The 16930-nt window shown below is 60.1% G+C and carries 12 protein-coding genes and 7 pseudogenes; 12 read left to right on the top strand and 7 right to left on the bottom strand.

Going from position 1 to position 16930, the window contains the following annotated elements:
* The 6 genes and pseudogenes from bioD to NKH21_RS10235 form a co-directional block, all read left to right on the top strand.
* Entirely contained in the window at window positions 1-636 is a 636-nt protein-coding gene (gene bioD, locus NKH21_RS10255; RefSeq protein WP_031194973.1) for a dethiobiotin synthase, read from the top strand.
* On the top strand, window positions 636-1901 hold the full coding sequence (locus tag NKH21_RS10250; protein ID WP_352864677.1) for an adenosylmethionine--8-amino-7-oxononanoate transaminase: 1266 nt from the start codon (window positions 636-638) through the stop codon (window positions 1899-1901). Before bioD ends, NKH21_RS10250 begins: the two co-directional genes overlap by 1 nt.
* Window positions 1898-2881 carry a 3-oxopimeloyl-[acyl-carrier-protein] synthase BioZ gene (gene bioZ / locus NKH21_RS10245; protein ID WP_352864674.1) on the top strand — a complete coding sequence of 328 codons (984 nt, stop codon included), beginning with the start codon at window positions 1898-1900 and terminating at the stop codon, window positions 2879-2881. The genes NKH21_RS10250 and bioZ overlap by 4 nt, the downstream gene beginning before the upstream one ends.
* Before the next feature lie 60 nt (window positions 2882-2941).
* Window positions 2942-3250, top strand: a pseudogene (locus NKH21_RS10240) (aspartate 1-decarboxylase); the annotation flags it as partial.
* A gap of 29 nt (window positions 3251-3279) precedes the next feature.
* A pseudogene (locus tag NKH21_RS32785) lies at window positions 3280-3486 on the top strand (NrtR DNA-binding winged helix domain-containing protein); the annotation flags it as partial.
* A 731-nt stretch (window positions 3487-4217) separates the two neighbouring features.
* Window positions 4218-4340: pseudogene (locus NKH21_RS10235) on the top strand (HPP family protein); the annotation flags it as partial.
* A 969-nt stretch (window positions 4341-5309) separates the two neighbouring features.
* Here the strand turns inward: NKH21_RS10235 and NKH21_RS10230 are convergent.
* A complete protein-coding gene (locus NKH21_RS10230; protein WP_352864671.1) occupies window positions 5310-5522 on the bottom strand; it encodes a hypothetical protein in 213 nt (70 codons plus the stop codon).
* A gap of 409 nt (window positions 5523-5931) precedes the next feature.
* Between NKH21_RS10230 and NKH21_RS10225 the strand changes: the two genes are divergently transcribed.
* Together NKH21_RS10225 and NKH21_RS10220 are read left to right on the top strand one after the other, a co-directional pair.
* Window positions 5932-7587, top strand: a complete 1656-nt coding sequence (locus NKH21_RS10225; RefSeq protein WP_352864668.1) for an MFS transporter — start codon at window positions 5932-5934, stop codon at window positions 7585-7587.
* A gap of 32 nt (window positions 7588-7619) precedes the next feature.
* Window positions 7620-8169, top strand: a pseudogene (locus tag NKH21_RS10220) (ABC transporter transmembrane domain-containing protein); the annotation flags it as partial.
* Here the strand turns inward: NKH21_RS10220 and NKH21_RS10215 are convergent.
* Complete coding sequence (locus NKH21_RS10215; protein ID WP_352864665.1) at window positions 8144-8809, bottom strand: cold-shock protein; 666 nt, start codon at window positions 8807-8809, stop codon at window positions 8144-8146. The pseudogene NKH21_RS10220 and the gene NKH21_RS10215 overlap by 26 nt on opposite strands.
* A 262-nt stretch (window positions 8810-9071) precedes the next feature.
* A pseudogene (locus tag NKH21_RS10210) lies at window positions 9072-9288 on the bottom strand (3-methyl-2-oxobutanoate hydroxymethyltransferase); the annotation flags it as partial.
* Between the two features lie 147 nt (window positions 9289-9435).
* On the opposite strand from NKH21_RS10210, the gene NKH21_RS10205 reads away from it, so the two are divergent.
* Complete coding sequence (locus tag NKH21_RS10205; RefSeq protein ID WP_352864663.1) at window positions 9436-10398, top strand: NUDIX hydrolase; 963 nt, start codon at window positions 9436-9438, stop codon at window positions 10396-10398.
* A 4-nt stretch (window positions 10399-10402) separates the two neighbouring features.
* Here the strand turns inward: NKH21_RS10205 and NKH21_RS10200 are convergent.
* Window positions 10403-10729 (bottom strand): annotated as a pseudogene (locus NKH21_RS10200) (transposase); the annotation flags it as partial.
* Between NKH21_RS10200 and NKH21_RS10195 the strand changes: the two are divergent.
* Window positions 10729-10951: pseudogene (locus NKH21_RS10195) on the top strand (PIN domain-containing protein); the annotation flags it as partial. The pseudogenes NKH21_RS10200 and NKH21_RS10195 sit on opposite strands and share 1 nt — an antisense overlap.
* Window positions 10952-11178: 227 nt before the next feature.
* On the opposite strand, the gene hemN reads toward NKH21_RS10195, so the two are convergent.
* Window positions 11179-12519, bottom strand: coding sequence for an oxygen-independent coproporphyrinogen III oxidase (gene hemN / locus NKH21_RS10190; RefSeq protein WP_352864660.1), 1341 nt, complete (start codon window positions 12517-12519; stop codon window positions 11179-11181).
* A gap of 1046 nt (window positions 12520-13565) precedes the next feature.
* Here hemN and NKH21_RS10185 point away from each other — a divergent pair.
* Together NKH21_RS10185 and NKH21_RS10180 are read left to right on the top strand one after the other, a co-directional pair.
* Window positions 13566-14723, top strand: coding sequence for a porin (locus NKH21_RS10185; RefSeq protein ID WP_352864657.1), 1158 nt, complete (start codon window positions 13566-13568; stop codon window positions 14721-14723).
* A 606-nt stretch (window positions 14724-15329) separates the two neighbouring features.
* A complete protein-coding gene (locus NKH21_RS10180; RefSeq protein WP_352864655.1) occupies window positions 15330-15554 on the top strand; it encodes a hypothetical protein in 225 nt (74 codons plus the stop codon).
* Window positions 15555-15635: 81 nt separating this feature from the next.
* Here the strand turns inward: NKH21_RS10180 and NKH21_RS10175 are convergent, their stop codons facing one another.
* Window positions 15636-16232 (bottom strand): mobile mystery protein B, encoded by a 597-nt coding sequence (locus tag NKH21_RS10175; RefSeq protein WP_352864653.1) that lies wholly within the window; start codon window positions 16230-16232, stop codon window positions 15636-15638.
* Window positions 16229-16690: a mobile mystery protein A gene (locus NKH21_RS10170; protein WP_352864651.1), complete on the bottom strand. Its 462-nt coding sequence runs from the start codon at window positions 16688-16690 to the stop codon at window positions 16229-16231. Before NKH21_RS10170 ends, NKH21_RS10175 begins: the two co-directional genes overlap by 4 nt.
* Between the last annotated feature and the right edge of the window lie 240 nt (window positions 16691-16930).

Below are 16930 nucleotides of genomic sequence, written 5' to 3'. Positions count from 1 at the left end.
ATGACCAAGCGCATCGTCATCACCGGAACAGACACCGGAATTGGCAAGACGGTGTTTTCGGCCGGGCTTGCCGGCCTGCTTGACGGTTTCTACTGGAAGCCGGTGCAATCGGGCCTCGACGGCGAGACCGACAGCGAGGCGGTTGCACGGCTTGCCGGGCTTCCGTCGGGGCGCGTGCTGCCGGAAGCCTACCGCTTGAAGAGCCCGCTTTCGCCGCATCGTTCGGCCGAAATCGACGACGTTTCGATCGAGGCTGCCGATCTTTCGTTTCCGGTCCTGCCGACACCGCTCGTCATCGAAGGCGCCGGCGGGCTGATGGTGCCGCTGAACCGCCGGACAAGGTTCATCGACATATTCGAGCAATGGCAGTTGCCGGTCATTCTGTGCGCCCGCACCGCGCTCGGAACAATCAATCACACCCTGCTGTCGATCGAGGCCCTGCGGGCGCGCGCTATCCCGCTGGCTGGCATCGCCTTCATCGGCGATGAGATGACCGATACGCAACGGACGATCGTGGAATTCGGCGACGTGCCGCAACTCGGCAGGCTGCCGCACCTCGATCCGCTGACGGACAAAACGCTGAGACAAGCGATGATTGCCGGCTTCGACCTCGCTTTGATTGCCGGAGGCGGATGATGCCGCAATCCCGTGTGTGGCATCCCTTCACCCAGCACGCGCTCGAGCCGGCGATCCCTGAAATCGTCCTGACTGAAGGCGCCTATCTCCACAAGGCCGACGGTTCCCGCATCATGGATGCCATTTCCTCCTGGTGGGTCGTCACACATGGCCACCGCCATCCCCGCATCATGAAGGCAATCGAGACGACCGCCTCGAGCCTCGACCAGATCATCTTCGCAGGTTTCACGCACGAGCCTGCCGAATGCTTGGCCAAGGCGCTTGTCGGGCTCGCTCCCGCCGGACTCGACTGGGTGTTCTATTCCGACAGCGGCTCGACCAGCGTCGAAGTCGCGCTGAAGATGGCGCTCGGCTATTTCCGCAACATCGGCGCGCCGCGCTCGCGCATCGTCGTCATGGAGCACAGCTATCATGGCGACACGATCGGCACGATGAGCGTCGGTGCTCGTGGCGTGTTCAACGCCCCCTATGAGCCTTTGCTGTTCGAGGTCGACACCATCCCCTTCCCGGCGGCCGGGCGGGAGCAGGAGACGCTGGATCGGTTCGAAGCAGTCTCCCGCGACCGGCGCGCCGCTGCCCTGATCGTCGAGCCGCTGGTGCTTGGCGCCGGCGGCATGCTGATGTATCCGGCCTCGGTTCTGACCGGATTGAAGAAGATTGCCGAAGCCTCCGGCACGCTGCTGATCGCCGACGAGGTGATGACCGGCTGGGGCCGCACCGGGAGCATGTTCGCCTGCGAGCAGGCGAACATCTCTCCGGACATGCTGTGCACCTCGAAGTGCCTGACCGGTGGCGCAATCCCGCTGGCCGCCACGCTTGCCACCGATGCCATCTTCCATGCTCATTGTTCGGCGGATCGCAAGAAGACGTTTTTCCACTCGAGTTCCTACACGGCCAATCCGATTGCCTGCGCGGCAGCACTCGCCAATGTCGAGATCTGGCGTGACGAGCCGGTGGCCGAGCGGATCGCCACCCTGAGCGCGAGGCAGGCCGCCGGGTTTCGACGCTTTCGCGACAATGCCAACTTCACCGACAGCCGCGCGATCGGCACGATCCTGGCTCTCGACCTGCGCGCCGGCTCTGCCGGCTATCTGGCCGAGATCGGACCTAAGCTGCGGGCCTTTTTCCTCGAGCTCGGCCTGCTTGTGCGCCCGCTCGGCAATGTCCTTTATCTCCTGCCGCCCTATTGCGTCACCGGCGACGAGCTCGATCGGCTCCATGACGCGATCGAGGAGGCCGGCGAACGCTTCGGTTCGAGGCCATGAGCAGGTTGTCGCGCCTTCTCGGGTTTGGCCATCATGCGCCTGGCCGAAAGGTGACGAATGCCGAAATCGAGAACAATCTCGGCCTCGAACCGGGCTGGATCGAGCGGCGTACTGGAATCCGGTCGCGCTTCTGGGCAACGGACGAAGACACGCTGTCTGGTCTTGCTGCGCAGGCCGGCGCCATGGCGCTGGCCAGCGCCGGCATTGCGCGCAACGACATCGGTCTGCTGCTGCTTGCCACCTCGACGCCCGATCACCTCCTGCCGCCCAGCGCGCCCCTGGTCGCACATCGGCTGGGGCTCGGCCGCGCCGGCGCTGTCGATCTGACCGGCGCCTGCGCCGGCTTCATCTATGCGCTGATGTTTGCGGACGGATTTACCCGCCTGCACGGCAAAGCGAGCCTTGTTATCGCCGCCAATATCCTCAGCCGCCGCATCAATCCCGCTGAGCGCGCCAGCGCCGTGCTGTTTGCCGATGCCGCCGGCGGCGTGGTGATAGGTCCGTGCGAGGATACTGATCGGGGGATCCTCGGTGCCTCGGTGAATTCGGACGGCTCGCGATACGGGCTGATCCAGATTCCCGCAGGAGGAAGCAACATCCCGTTCCACGGTGACCTCGACCTCGCGCAAACCCGAATGATGATGACCGACGGCCGCGAAGTGTTCGCAAAGGCCGTCGAGATGATGACCGATTGCTCGATAAGCGCGCTAGCCGCTGCCGGAGTGCGACCACAGGATGTCGACCGGTTCGTGCCGCATCAGGCCAATGCTCGCATTTTCGATGCGGTCGGGCGAAACCTCGGCGTTGCCGATCACCTGATCGTCAAAACGATCGCCGAATATGGCAACTCTTCCGCCGCGACGATCCCGCTCTCACTGTCGCTCGCCAATCAAGCGGAGCCGTTTCGGCCGGGCGAGAAAATACTCCTGGCGGCGGCAGGTGCGGGACTCAGCGGCGGGGCGCTCGTCGTCGGGATTTAGCCCAGCGAAGCTGCTCAACATCAGGACTGACTTTGTGAGATGAATAGGACAACGGGACCAATGCGAAAAATAGTCGCCGGCAAGCTGCACGGCATCCACGTCACCGAAGCAAACCTCAACTACCACGGTTCGATAACGCTCGACCCTGACCACTGCGAAGAAGCCGGGATCCTGCCAATGGATTCGTGGAGACATGGAGCAAGACTTCCGGCGCGCGAATCTCGACCTATGTCATCCTCGGCGAGCGCGGCTCTCGATGCTGCATCCTCAACGGCGCGGCCGCCCGGACCTGCCAGCCCACTCCATCCATCTGGACGAAGCGCGCATTCCTCTCTGAAGCCGCGGATCGTTACGTTCGTCATCAACAATGTCGTTGGCTTCCCGCCGATGGCAATGCGCTGACGCGGACGGCGTTGACGACTACATCGGCAGGGGCGCTTCAGCAGAACTTTCGCCGGTTGATGGAGCAGCAGGAACTGGTGGAGGAGACCGGCGAAAGTGCTTTTGACACCGGCGGTCGGCCGGCGAAGCTTTATCGCTTCCGCCACCATGTCCTCGACGAAACGGCGGTCGCCCGGACAAAATTGCCGCTGGCGCGGGCTTGACATCCTTTATACTCAACGTAGAAATATACCCTTATAATCAATTCGATTATAACGAGAAATTCATTCGCACCGTCCGAACCCACGGTCTCGCTCGGGAAGCCCGTATGAGTGGATCGAAGTGATCTTGGAAATGAAACGTCCGAGGACGGGCTTTCAACCTTTGTCGTGAAGGAGGTGCCGCGCGAGTGGGCCAATGCCTTGCGGCAACGGTGAAGGATGTATACCGCCAGTAAACGCATGCGTCAAAGTCGCTATCGAATGTACAGTTCGTCTAAATGTGCGATACGTTCGATTTGTGCAAGTAACACTTGGAGAAGTATCGCATAAAAGAAACGTTTAATTACATAAAGCAGGCAAGCTAAACTTTAAACTTGCACAAATGAGCGTAGGGCGCCCTGTTCCAGGGCGCCTTTTTTAAGGATTATCATTAGACTCTCTCCCGGGGGAACTGTGGGTGAAGAAACAACGCATCGTCCTGCTGGCAGCTGTTTTGGCGTCTGCCTTTGGCTTTTTTTTGCTGATCCTGATCCTGCAGATGGTCAGTTTTTTGGTTGACTAGGCACGCGCAAGCGGGATGGATCGCGCAGAGACACGCGGAAGTTTTTTTCGCCAGCGAAACCCCGACGACCTGATGGGGAGTCGCGCCAGCAGGGTGGGAGCCACGTCCAGTGCCACCGACCATGCGAGATGCCGATTGTTGGCGCGTCTGTCAGTTCGCGCGGCCATATTGCCGCAGCCATGCCGTGGTCATCGTCGATGCCGAGCGACGCATTATTGGGCTGATCACCCAGACCGACCTGCTGGCAGCGGCAGCGCGCGTGCACATGGCCGACACAACGCTGGCAGCGGCATAAAATAGTGATCCGGACTTGCTCAATCCGGGAAACCGATGGGCGCCAACAGGATAGCGGTATCAAGTGCGGCCTTCCGCCTAAGACAATTCCTTTTTACGAGTAGATCAATCCTGAAACGCGACCGCGCGCTCACGCATCTGGTTCACGCAGGCCAAGTACCGACTGCAACAACGGAACGCTCTTCAACCTTGCCGGTGGCCAGAGCCAGTCCGCTATGTCGACCAGAGGCGCGGGCTACAAGTGGAACCATCTGGTGGACGGCTCCTCTGCAACGATGGTAGCGCGGTTCGCGTGTCCAAGGCTGGGTTGAAGCTCTACGGCGTGGGTTGAGTGATCGTTGGCAAGGGTCGCGGCTCAGACGTCGAGGACGCGGTTCGCAATTCCATGCAGGTGGTCCTTTCCTTTGGTTCCTGCATTTCGCCTATGGTGAGGCGCCGCCGACTCCCGTCATGCATCACGCCGACGACCGCCGCTTCCTCGCCGCGCCAAGGGTTTGACTAGTCTAGGCCGACGATAGACCATGCGATAAGCAATTCCGAAACGATGTGGCTTCCTTGCGCCAAGTCGGCTCTGTCGAACAGCGATGTCAACATGATCCTGAGTTCCGAGGGTTCGCCGCGCATCAATCCTACAACCTTGATGACGTTCCTGACTAGGAGGATGAGGCTGCTCCAACAGGTCCACGGTGTTAGGAATTGCCATTGCACGAGTTGATCTCGGACTTCTTCGTCGCTCGTCGCCAATTTCCAGCCCAATACCGCGCCTACGTTTGGTACCCCAACCACGCGGCCTATAGCCCTCATGCCCACTTCGAGGACCCTCCAGGATCGGGCCTATTCAGATAAGTGTGGGAGGCCGAGGCATCAGAGGGAACGGCCAGACGCTACCATGAGGATGCGCCATTTGCCGAAGAGCCGTACCGTTACCTTCGTCACTGTGCGGAACGCGGGGCGACCGTCGCTTCAGCCATCAGGCTTTGGGTGTCATTTCTCCCCTGGCGGAGTCCACCGCCCCCGACAAAAGCCTGACCCTTGCCAGTCTTCTACGGGCAAGCGTTCGCGCCAAAAGTTCAAAGCCGCGTCCATAACATTCAACAATGAAAGCCAGCGTCATCAGATCGAGCAGAAAGTCGTCGATCGCATGTGTGAGCGCGTCAGACTTTTGTTCAAGCTGAAGCAGCAAAGCGCGCGCCTCTTCGATCGCGGCCCGGCAACCGTCTGCGTTTATCAGGAATCTATCCTGTCTAAGATCTGCAAGCCCTCACCTCGCCCCAAGCCAGACTCAGCGCATCGAACGCCGTTGGAGAGAGTTTCCGACGAAAGAACATCGTCGCGTTTCGCGAAAAGGCATCGCTCGGCAAAGTTACCGTTGATGAAGCATGTTGCGTCAAAGTACAAGCAAGAATCCGGGCTCCACCCAGGTGATGTCTTCGAAGGCGGGGTGAGCCGGCTCGGGCATGCGTCTCGGCCGCAACCCTTAATCACGAGGAACTGTGCCGCAAGGGAAACAGTTTCTCTCTATTCTTCTAGCCGCCACGGTTCAGCCTAGATTACATGGGAAACGGCAATAACGGAAAGCAAAGGTTGGCAAAATGAGTAGGGTGGCTGGATCTAATGAAGATTTGGCTGCACCAACGAGCTTTGCGCCACTTTTGCAGCCCACCTTTCGGTCGATCTGGCTCGCCACGCAAGTCTCGAGCCTCGGCTGGTTGATGCAGACTGTTGCCATCAGTTGGCTGATGGCTACCATCTCGACTTCCGATCTGATGGTTGCGCTGGTGCAGGCTTCATCGAACCTGCCCGCTTTCATTTTGTCCGTGTTCGCCGGGGTTCTCGCTGACAATTTCAGCCGTCGCAGGGTTATGTTCGCCGGCCGCTGCCTTATGGTGATAGCATCTGCGATGCTGACCGCTGTTGTAGCGCTGGGCTTTGTCGACCCATGGATGATTCTCGGCTTCAGCTTTCTAATCGCATGCGGCGGCGCTCTCAACGATCCCGCCTGGCAGGCGTCGGTTGGCGATATGGTGGACCGGCGCGATGTTCCCGCTGCCGTTACCCTGCTTTCCGTTGGCTTCAACACCGTACGGACCGTGGGCCCGGCGCTCGGCGGCATCGTGGTTGCCTCCTTCGGGCTTTTGGCCGCTTTTACCGTGACCACCCTCACCTATTTGGTACCCTTGGCCACCATTTGGCGCTGCAAGTGGAAGGTTCGCTCGTCGCCTCTTCCGCGCGAGTCGATGAGGAGGGCCATCTATGACGGGCTACGCTTCACGGCGATGTCATCGGAAATCAAAGCGGCGATCGCACGCGGAACCCTCTTTGGCCTGGCGAGCATCGCCATACTCGCGCTGCTGCCGCTGATTGTCCGCGACCAGTTGGGAGGAGGCCCGCTCGCCTATGGCACGCTCATGGCAGGTTTCGGAACAGGCGCGGTCTTCGCCGGCCTCTCCAACAGCCTGTTCAGACGGAGCTTGTCGCAAGAACAGCTGATGAGGCTCTCCTGCGTCGCCTGCGCGGCGTGCTCCCTCTCCCTGGCGCTGACCTCTTCGATCGTCGTGGCGGCAATTGCACTTGCTTTGGGCGGGGCAGGCTGGGTCACTGCCTGGTCCGGGGTTGGCGTGAGCGTGCAACTGGCAAGCCCGCGCTGGGTCGTGGGGCGCACGATCTCCATCTACTATGCATTGATTGACGGCGGCATAGCGGCCGGCAGCTGGCTGTGGGGCACCGTTTCCCAGAACCATTCGCTGACCTGGGCGCTAGAGGGTTCCGCTGCGGCCCTGCTGCTCGTTGCTGCAGCCGGCGTTCTGTTTCCTCTTCGCGAGCGCCGCGACTCCGAGCCCGATTCTTTGGAGGAATTCGACGCCCCAGCTGTCGCTCTCAGTTTGAAGCCGAGAAGCGGCCCGATCGTGGTCAAGATCGAATATCTGATAGCCGAGAGAAATGTCGAGGCCTTCCTCGACCTCATGCGGCAGCGGCGTCATGTACACAGCCGCGTCGGTGCTCGGAACTGGACGCTCCAGCGCAACCTTCAGAAGCCTATGCAGTGGACAGAAACGTTCCGCACGCCGACCTGGACCGACTACCTTCGCCTCAATCATCGTCTCACGGAAGTAGACAAGGAACTGGACGAGCGTGTCTTCCAGTTACACGCGGGAGAGGAAGCGCCTCAAATGACGCTTTCGATTGAGCGGCCGACAAGCTCGGCCCGGAAACCCGACCAGTCAATCCTTCACCTTCCCCGTCATTGAAGCCTGACCTTCCCATATCTGGGCGTCAGCGATCGTTAAAGATCCGGGTGATGGATGAGAATCTCGGCGGCATCCGTGTCGTGCGTGCCTTCGCCGCGCAGCCGCACGAGCTGGAAAAGTTCGACCGCGCCAAGCAGGACGCGCCTTGATCTCGCCAATGAGCGCGTCGACATCCGTGTCGGCAACACCAGCGCCATGAATTTCTCGTTCCTGACCGCCATGGGCCTGGTGCTCTGGTTCGGTGGCCAGAAATCGATCGCAGGTCAAATCAGCGTCGGCACGCTGGCCCTGTTGCTCACCTTCATGACCATTCTGCAGATGCCGGTGCGCCAGCTCGGATTGATGGTCAACTCGTTCGCGCGCGCCTCGACCTGCGGCACGCGGCTGTTCGAGTTGCTCGACGCCGAACTTGACATCGAGGACGCGCCGGGCGCCAGGGATCTCGTCGTCGCCGACGGCGTGCTGCCCTTCGACAATGTCGGTTTCTGCTACGCGGGCTCGGGCGGCCGCCCGACGCTCTCCGGCATCTCCTTCGAGGCGAGCAATGCATCGCCGTCTAGGCAAGGCGAATGCTCCGGACTTCCCAGCCTTTCTTGCCTTGCCCGCATTCGACAAACACCTTCTGTCCCGCCACCAGCACGCTGAGCCCTGAGCGCGTCAGGGCGCTGGCATGAACGAAGACGTCCTTCTCACCGTTGTCAGGAGCAATGAAGCCGAAGCCCTTTTCGGGTTTGTACCACTTGACCGTGCCCCCGCTCTCCAACTGCGCACCGGTTTCATCGAAGGTCCCTCCAGCGACGCGCGTATGTGACGGAGTTTTCGCGCGGTGATCGCCGATCTCCAGCACCTGCGCGACTTGATGACCTTTTGGACTTTTTTCGACCGTGATCTTGAGAGGCGTTCCCGCGGCAACATCCCGGCTTCCGGCCGCCTCTAACACTCGTACGTGCAGATAGGCCTCCGTGCCGTCCGACAGTTTGACGAAGCCAAAACCCTTGCTGACTGTGAACCACAATACCTCCGCATCGACAGGATCTGCCGTCACGGTTCGGGTGCCGACTTCGCCATGAGTGGTTCGGCCCCTTGGTAACCCGGTCGGCGGGCGCTGAAAATAGCTTGGCTCGGAAGTCCGTTCCGAAAAGGAAACGGGGTCATCGTCATAGCGATGCCGGCGTGGCTCGCGATGGTCTCGATATTTGCCCATGATCATCTCGACTGGCATGGATGGCGCACTGCGCTACCGTCAAGATAATCTCAATCGGGCGACGCGTTTATGTCAAAAAGGGCCGTGAAGGCCTCAGCTGTGCCCCGCCTATCGGCCGAACCCTTTGAAACTAGATTCATTTCCCCTGAAACAATAGTGCCGGGGAGTCGATTTACTGACTCGCATAGGTTGTGTTGGAGTGAGAGTGCGATGATGCTGGCGCGGGCGCACTGGAAGGGCTTTATCAGGCATTGCGGAAAGGCTGCTCCGGGTTTCTTCAAAAGGAACCGAACGGCGGGTCGACGACCATTTGCGCCGGCTCCAGGCCACGGCGCAGGTCTGACCGTGCATGATCATCATCTCCAGCGTCACGCCCAGCGTCGACGCCAAGCCGTGGAGAACTATGCCGCGCTGTCGCCGACGAGAACAACGTCGCAATGTCGATCGACGAGCTTTGAATCGGCGCACTCAATGGGCCTCCTTCCCCAAGCACGGATGTCGCGTTGGCACTTTTTATGCAGCTGCGAAGAGCTAAAATCGCCACGACGGGTGGTGTTGACGCGCCGACAATTATCAGACAAAAACGGAATTCAATCGGTTCAGCCGCCTACGCGGCGGGGCTCTGCTCAACAACCTCGGGGACCATGGACGAACGCGCAAAAGGGATTAGGAAAGGCGGAGCTGGAGGCAAGGCCAACGACGTCAATGCGGACTTAATCGCCGTTGTGGTCGCCATGGACAGCAACGCCCCCTGCGTTCTGACCATCCCGCAGGCAAACGCCCTGCCCTCGGGCCCGTTCGAGCTTGCTCACCGTTCGCTGCAGTCGGGCCTCAGGGGATGGGTGGAACAACAGACCGGCCAGCCGCTCGGCTATATCGAACAGCTCTACACCTTCGCCGATCGCGACAGGGTTGGCGCTGACGACCGCGTGGTCTCTATCAGCTATCTGGCGCTCACCCACCAAGACGAAGCTGGCGACCCGGCCGGGCGACACTGGGGAAGCTGGTACGACTATTTCCCGTGGGAGGATCACCGCTCCGGCACACCGGCGGTCGTGTTGGACGAATTGCGGCCGCGCCTGATGGAATGGGCGGATGGCACTGACGACAGTACGACACGCCTCGACCGACGACGGCGGGCAGCGATCGCCTTCGGCTTTGACGACCGCCATTGGAACGAGGAACTCGCGCTTCAACGTTATGAGCTGCTCTACGAAGCCGCCCTGGTGGAGGAAGCAATACGCGCCGGACATTCCGTTGCGCCCACCTCGGTCTCGGGCAGATCGATGATCGCCGATCATCGTCGCATCCTGGCGACCGGCATTGCGCGGCTGCGCTCCAAGATCAAATACCGGCCGGTCGTATTCGAACTGATGCCGCCGGTCTTCACGCTTTTGCAGCTGCAGCGCACCGTGGAGGCGCTTGCCGGCAGGCTCGTACGTAAGCCGAACTTTCGCCGGCTAATCGAGCAGCAGGAGCTGGTCGAGGAAACCGGTGAGACAACCGCGGAAACCGGCGGCCGGCCGGCGCAACTTTATCGCTTCCGTCACGCCGTTCTCGACGAGAGGGTGATAGCCGGAACAAAATTGCCGCTCTCGCGGGCTTGACCCGCCTTGCGCCAGCAGCCCTGACGATGTCGCGGACGGCTTGGCCCTTGTGAGAACCGGGATTGTCGAGAATGACGATGTCGCCGGCTTCAGTGTTTTGTTGAGTTCGGTTTCGACATAGACGCGAAAGGCCTGCGTATTGATGGGTCCGTCAATGACCCAAGGCGCCTCCACCCGATCCTGCCGCAGCGCGGTGATGAAGGTCATCGTCTTCCAATGGCCATATGGTGCGCCGCTTGCCGCGCACACCCCAGCCGCGCTACGGCGCCATGTTGGTCTTGACCCATGTTTCATCCAGGAAGACCAGCCGCGTAGGGTCAATGCGGGTCTGTGTCGATCGCCGAGATCCGGCGCGGCCCTCATGGACAAAGGTCGGAAACTTGACGCACTGGCCGAATGGCTCGCCCGGGACCTGCCGCAGCGCTTCGAGTCGAGAGTCCTGCCGGTGGACGAACTGGTTGCCTTGGCCTGGGGCGACCTGACGGGCCTCGCGAAGCGGCGTGGCCGCGGTCTGTCATCGATGGACGGGCTGATCGCAGCCACCGCGATCTCCTGACCCATCACATGGCGGGGATCTTCATGCGCTGACGGCGAAACACCCAGATATCCCGCACCTACCACGATCAATATGGAAACGCCTCGGTGGCAGCCACGAGGTCGATGTCATTGAAGATGAGATGAAATAGGCGGATCAGCTCTGCTTTTCGCATCCTTGACGCGCGCTTCATGACAGGCCTCGGCCAAGGGCGTCGAGTTTAGCTTCCGGTTGGATGCTTGCCCTCACCTGGGGCTATGCTTACGGCCATCCCGATCGAGAAAAGCATCGAACGCGGCAGCGACAGCACGAATCACAAAGCGATGCTCCCGCCGTACGCGGACAAAACCGTTTTCGAAGTCCACTATCCCGTCCTCGGCCAGCATCGCCAAGCGTTCAGCTGAATCGAGAAGACGGATCGGATCAGATCCGTGGGCGGCACAGATTGCCTGCACATCGGCCTCGAGATCGCACATTAGTTGCTCGATAATTGCGGCTCGCACGCGGTCGTCGTCGGTGAGGCGATAGCCCTTTGACGTCGCCAGACGGCCAGCTGCGATATGCTGGATGTAGGAATCCCGTGTAACTTCGTTTTGAACGTACCCTTGGCCGATGCGGCCGATAGCCGAGGCTCCGAAACCGATCAGGGTTCTGCAGGTGTCGGCCGAGTAGCCCAACGAGTTACGCCGCAGGCGACCGGTTTTCTGTGCCAGCGCGAGCTCGTCGTCCGGCAAGGCGAAATGGTCGAGCCCGATCTCTCGGTAGCCGGCGGCAATCAGCGTCACGGCCACAGCCGCGTGCTGTTCAGCGCGGGCAGCGCTGTCCGGCAGAAATTCCTCCTCGATGAGGCGCTGATTCTTTATCTGGGATGGAATGTGCGAGTACCCGAACACCGCAAGCCGGTCGGGGCGCATGGCGACCACCGCCCTCGCTGTCTCGACGCATGATTGCACCGTTTGATGCGGGAGACCAAAGATGAGATCGAAGTTGATGCGGCTCACGCCGTGCCGACGCAGCATTTCCACGGCAGCCGACGTCTGGGCCTCGCTCTGGATCCGGTTGATTGCTTTTTGAACGATTGGATCGAAGCTCTGCACGCCGAGGCTCGCGCGGTTCACGCCGGCCGCTCCTAAGGCCTCGGCCATCTCGACCGTGAACGTGCGTGGATCGATCTCGATGGCGACCGTAGCTGTTTTCGACAGAGCGAAGCGGCGTCGCAGGAACTCTATCAGAGCGAGGAACTCGGGTGGTCCTATGAGAGACGGAGTTCCGCCGCCGAAATGTATGTCGCTCACGGGCAACGTCTGCGGCACTCGCTCCGCAACCAGACGGATCTCTTCACGCAGGGTCGCCAGATAGTTGAGGATCGGCGCATCATGGCGGGTGATGGTGGTGGGGAAGCCGCAATACCAGCACGCTGATCGGCAGAACGGAACGTGCAGATAGAGTGACACCGGACCGTCAGCCGGCAGGTTCTTGAGCCATTCCTCATAAGCCTCGGCGCCGACCGCCCCAGAGAACTCCGACACAGTCGGATAGATAGTGTAACAAGGCAGCCGGGCCTCTCGATATTTCGTGGTCTGCAACAGTTACCGTCCCATGCTGATAACCACCAACCTTACCGCTGCGCTCGCCTGTGTCTTTGCGCTATGTCAGTCCGTTGCGCTTTGGGCTCGAAACTTGTATTTCGCAGCAATAGCGGCCGTTCAGTCTTGGCTGGACGGTCAGCGACTGGCCATGGCTGTTCCCGCCGCGACCCTCACGCGTACCGTTTGGTTCCACCATCCCTTCCCTTCAGCCTGCGCCTGGTCGCGTAGATTCGGCTGAGCGGCGGCCGCATCCAACGAGATAACACCGCGTTGGGACCAGACTTTGCTCGCCAGCTAGCGCAGCCCCATGGCGATCTCTGGCATCTCGATGAGCTCGTTTTGTGAATTGCTGGCAAGAAGCATTAGCTGTGGCGCGCCGTCTATCAGGACGAGAGCCTGCTCGACGCGACCGTCAGGTCCGCCGCAATGCCAAGGCTGGCGCGCCTACTGACTCCGTGGTGAAGGCAAGGCTGCGCGTTCAGCGTGTGATTACCGATCATCGCGCTCGCCAAAATGACCGCGTCGTACCGAGCGGTGCCCGCCGCATGATGTCTCAACCTCGGGGCTCACAGCAAACAAAGCTGTCGCCATTGAACGAAACTGTCGCGAAGCGAACAGACGAACCGTAGCCGAAACGTTTGCCGTTCGTGCTTGGGTTGGTCCGCAAGGCATAAAGGAAGGAAGAGGGAACCAAGGTCCGCCGGCACACTTGAGCTTCAAGCCGCAGCTGCGTCGTCAGGATGGCACGTCATTTGCAGTAGAAGCCTTTGTGACGGCCCGCCCACAACTAGCGGAGATGACGGTGATGGTTTGTACAGAATTGTTGAATGGCGTCGTTTCGGCAATAATTGTATTTGTAATAACAATTGCATATCTGTAACAATAATACCCAATAGTATTCTCAATTTCTCATGAACAGATGGCATGACGAGCGCATCAAAACTGCTCCAAAAATTCACTCAAAGCGCATCGTTAGACTGGTTCCTTGGCAAAAATTCATTCACTGACGTCCATTCCTTTTACTCTTTGAACGGAGATCAACAATGAACATTAGGAGCCTCCTCCTCGGCTCAACTGCGGCACTGATTGCCGTTTCCGACGCTCGCGCCGTGACCGCCGTTGCCGAGCCTGACTCGACTGAGTACGTTAAAATCTGCGACGTTTACGGCTCGGGCTACGTCTACATTTCAGGCACTGAGACCTGCCTGCGCATCGGCGGCTATGTCCGTTACGACATCGGCTTGCGCCATGTCGGATTGTTTGACCACGCAAGAACCTCGGATGTGAGGACTGGTGAGCATCAGGGCACATGGCAAAACAACACGCGCTTCACATTGAAAACTTGGACCGGCCAGGAGACCGAACTCGGCACGTTGAAGACCTACACCGAAACCCGCATGAACTTCGGCAACCGCCACACTTCGGTTTCGGACAGTTCTCGGTCCTATGCCTTCAACGGAGACAGCACCTTGACTTTCGCCTGGATTCAGCTTGGTGGCCTCCGAGTTGGTAAGGACTGGTCGGCCTTCGACATGTTTATTGGCGGCGCGGGTGACGTACTCAACCAGACGCCGGTTCCGTACGGCGCTTTCGATACCAATGTGGTTCAGTACTACTTCGACGCCCGGAACGGCTTTTCGGCCGTGGTTTCGCTCGAAGAAGGCTCGGGCCTGGTCGGCACAATCGACAGCTACGCACCGCACGTAGTCGGCGGCTTGAAATACACACATGGCTGGGGCGCGATCACCGGCGTTGCCGCTTATGATAGCAACTACGAATCGGTGGCCGCCAAGGTCCGTGTCGACATCAATGTCACCGACGAACTGTTGCTGTTCGGAATGCTCGGCTACGGTTCCAACGGCAAGCTCAACGACGACTCCACGAACGCCATCGACGCTCATGGTCGCGGCTTCTATAAGAGTTGGGGCGGGAACTGGGCTTTCTGGGCTGGCGCCACTTACAAGCTCAACGAGACAACTTCGTTCAACCTTCAGCTCTCCGGTGATCAGCTCAAGAACCATGGCGTCGCTGCAAACGTCGCCTATGCGTTTCTTCCAGATTTCACAGTTACGGCGGAACTCGACTATAGCCGCTACGGCAACTTCGCCGTCGGCAAGGTGGACGCTTCCAACGTGAACTGGACCAACGCCAACAAGAAGAGCGGTGTCGCCGGAATCCTGCGTTTCGAACGCTCATTCTAACGCGATTAAAGGGTTGAGTTCCGGTTGAGCGGACCAATCCCGCAACACTCCAAGAGAACGTCGCATGAAGCCCTACGAGATTGGAGCCTCGATCTCGGGGCCGGACGATGTTTCATATCAGATCTGGTCCGGATCATCGCGCAGGCGATATTCATCGCTCGATTATGTGTTTTGATCCGCAGCTCTTTCATTTCGACATCCCTTCCGCCCGCGTGACGAACCCTCCCATCCAGCAGTACCCGGCCGGGTTTTCCGAACTCGAAGGCCCCAGTCGGGTGAGGACGTGTTCAACTTGTTGATCGATTGTGGGGTGCGGCCCGATGCACTTGAAAATCGCAAATGTTCGCCTCGGTTAAGCCATCCCCGCGGAAATTCGGGCGCGAGAGAACAAGCTCCAGAGCATAAGCGAGGCTGATCGAGGAACAGACGATTCTCAGGCGACGCTCCATCCGATCTTGCGCCTGGCCGAGACGATTGCCCGACGATCACCGCCGCGGGCCGAATGCGCTTGACAAGATAGTTCCGGCCCGCTCAATTTGAGGTATTCACCAGGGGAGTCCCGGCAAGGGGCTGAGATACTGCTAGCTTTCGCGGCGCAGTGACCCGTTGAACCTGATCCAGTTCTGGGCGAGAGCGATGGATAAGCGCTTCGCGATGCTCGACCGTTATGGCGCAAGTCCCGTCCGTAAGATTGAAGCCGGGCTGACTGGCGTGCGGGACGTGAGATGGCCTGGCCAGTGGCAGACCGGGTCGCCGCCCGCCCGCAAGGATCGTTGCGTCGCCGTGAGGCAAAATCGCGACTGGAGTGAAGAGGCCCGGTTGGCTTTCTGACCGACGCCTACAACAAGGTGCGATCTGTACGGCTTCCCTCGAGCGGCGCCTGGGGATACGCGTAAGCTGCTGTCGAACTGACTACGACCGCGCAAAAATCAGCAAAGGCCCGATGTCGTGATCATCGGCTGCCTTCAAGGCCGCGATATAGCGGCCGCGCAGTTCGCCAGTATCGGCAAGACTGCCTCGGCCCCAGCTGAACGGCTCGCCGCCAAGCGCTTCGATCAGCAGGTCCGCCATCAGGCGCGAATGACGGCCGTTGCCGTTCGGAAACGGGTGGATGGCGACCAGCTGATGATGCAGGCGGATGGCGATTTCATCGGACGGATAGGTTTCATGCTCTATCCAATACAGCGCGCTATCGAAGAGCGCCGCCGTTTCCGTCGGTATCCGGTAGGCGTCAACGCCGATGTTTCGCGCCGTGCGCCGAAACGTGCCAGCCCATTTCCACACCTCGCCGAACATCCGCTTATGCAGCGCCAGCGCGAAGCCGATGTTCAGCAGGTTGGCCGGCTTGCGCCCTCGTCCGCCGCGCGCCCACGCTGCGCCTTTGATGATGTTCTCCTGCTCAGCTTCGTTGAGATCGCTGCGGTGCGTAATCCAGCTTTGCAGGAGCCCTTCCCGTTCCTCCGACTCCAGCGGTGTAGCATCTTCCGGTTCCTGGAAGAGGTCCGTCACGGCTCGTTCCACAGGTCGCGGTCCTTGATCGAATCGCGGATATACGTGTCGATGCGCGCTTCCATGCCCGCATCGCCGGTCTCCTGCGCTTCGAGCCGCATCGTGTGGGCGACGCGCTGAAGGTCGCGGATGGCAAGTTTCCGGGCGCGCTGATGGACTGCACTTTCAAGCGAACTGTTCGGCACCAGTGCATAAACCAGCGTGCAGTCCATCGCCTCGGCGGCGCGTCGCAGCGTGCTGAGCTGGATGGACCCGCTCGCTTCGGATTTCTCGAGGGCTTCGACCGTCTGCGGGCGAACCCCAAGCCGTTTCGCAAGCTGAACGCCGGTCATGCCGAGCGCGTCGCGGATCGCCCGTATCCAGCCTTTGGGCGGCGGACGGAACCGGTCTTCCGGCTTGAGACCCGAAAGCCGTACATCCAGCCGCTGCCTGGCGCGTTCGCGTGCATCGCTTTTCATGTTGTCGACCTGATTCTTTCCTGCATAAATCAGTCTACAGCTTGAAGAGATGGGGAGCAAGATCAGACTATAGGCTGCTTGCAGCTTTCTCAGTTTATGGGCTGCGAGTCCTCGGCCGAGCGGGCGGCTTCGGCCCAAGGATTGCGTAGAAGCCCGCCAATGGGCCGAAGTACATCCTCAACATCCAGGGGGAGGAACTCCCCTGGGACCAGGACACGATCACGACCGAGCAGATCGCCG

The organism is Mesorhizobium sp. M1329 (assembly GCF_040318035.1).
In the GTDB taxonomy this organism is placed as follows: Bacteria; Pseudomonadota; Alphaproteobacteria; order Rhizobiales; family Rhizobiaceae; genus Mesorhizobium.
The sequence above is the reverse complement of the archived record's forward strand: the minus strand, read 5'-3'. Positions and strand labels throughout refer to the sequence as shown.

Coding starts and splice junctions, on each gene's coding strand:
- NKH21_RS10185 (WP_352864657.1), top strand. CDS start 13,566: ATGAACATTAGGAGCCTCCTCCTCGGCTCAACTGCGGCACTGATTGCC.
- NKH21_RS10215 (WP_352864665.1), bottom strand. CDS start 8,809: ATGCCAGTCGAGATGATCATGGGCAAATATCGAGACCATCGCGAGCCA.
- NKH21_RS10225 (WP_352864668.1), top strand. CDS start 5,932: ATGAGTAGGGTGGCTGGATCTAATGAAGATTTGGCTGCACCAACGAGC.
- NKH21_RS10205 (WP_352864663.1), top strand. CDS start 9,436: ATGGACGAACGCGCAAAAGGGATTAGGAAAGGCGGAGCTGGAGGCAAG.
- bioZ (WP_352864674.1), top strand. CDS start 1,898: ATGAGCAGGTTGTCGCGCCTTCTCGGGTTTGGCCATCATGCGCCTGGC.
- NKH21_RS10170 (WP_352864651.1), bottom strand. CDS start 16,690: ATGAAAAGCGATGCACGCGAACGCGCCAGGCAGCGGCTGGATGTACGG.
- NKH21_RS10250 (WP_352864677.1), top strand. CDS start 636: ATGCCGCAATCCCGTGTGTGGCATCCCTTCACCCAGCACGCGCTCGAG.
- bioD (WP_031194973.1), top strand. CDS start 1: ATGACCAAGCGCATCGTCATCACCGGAACAGACACCGGAATTGGCAAG.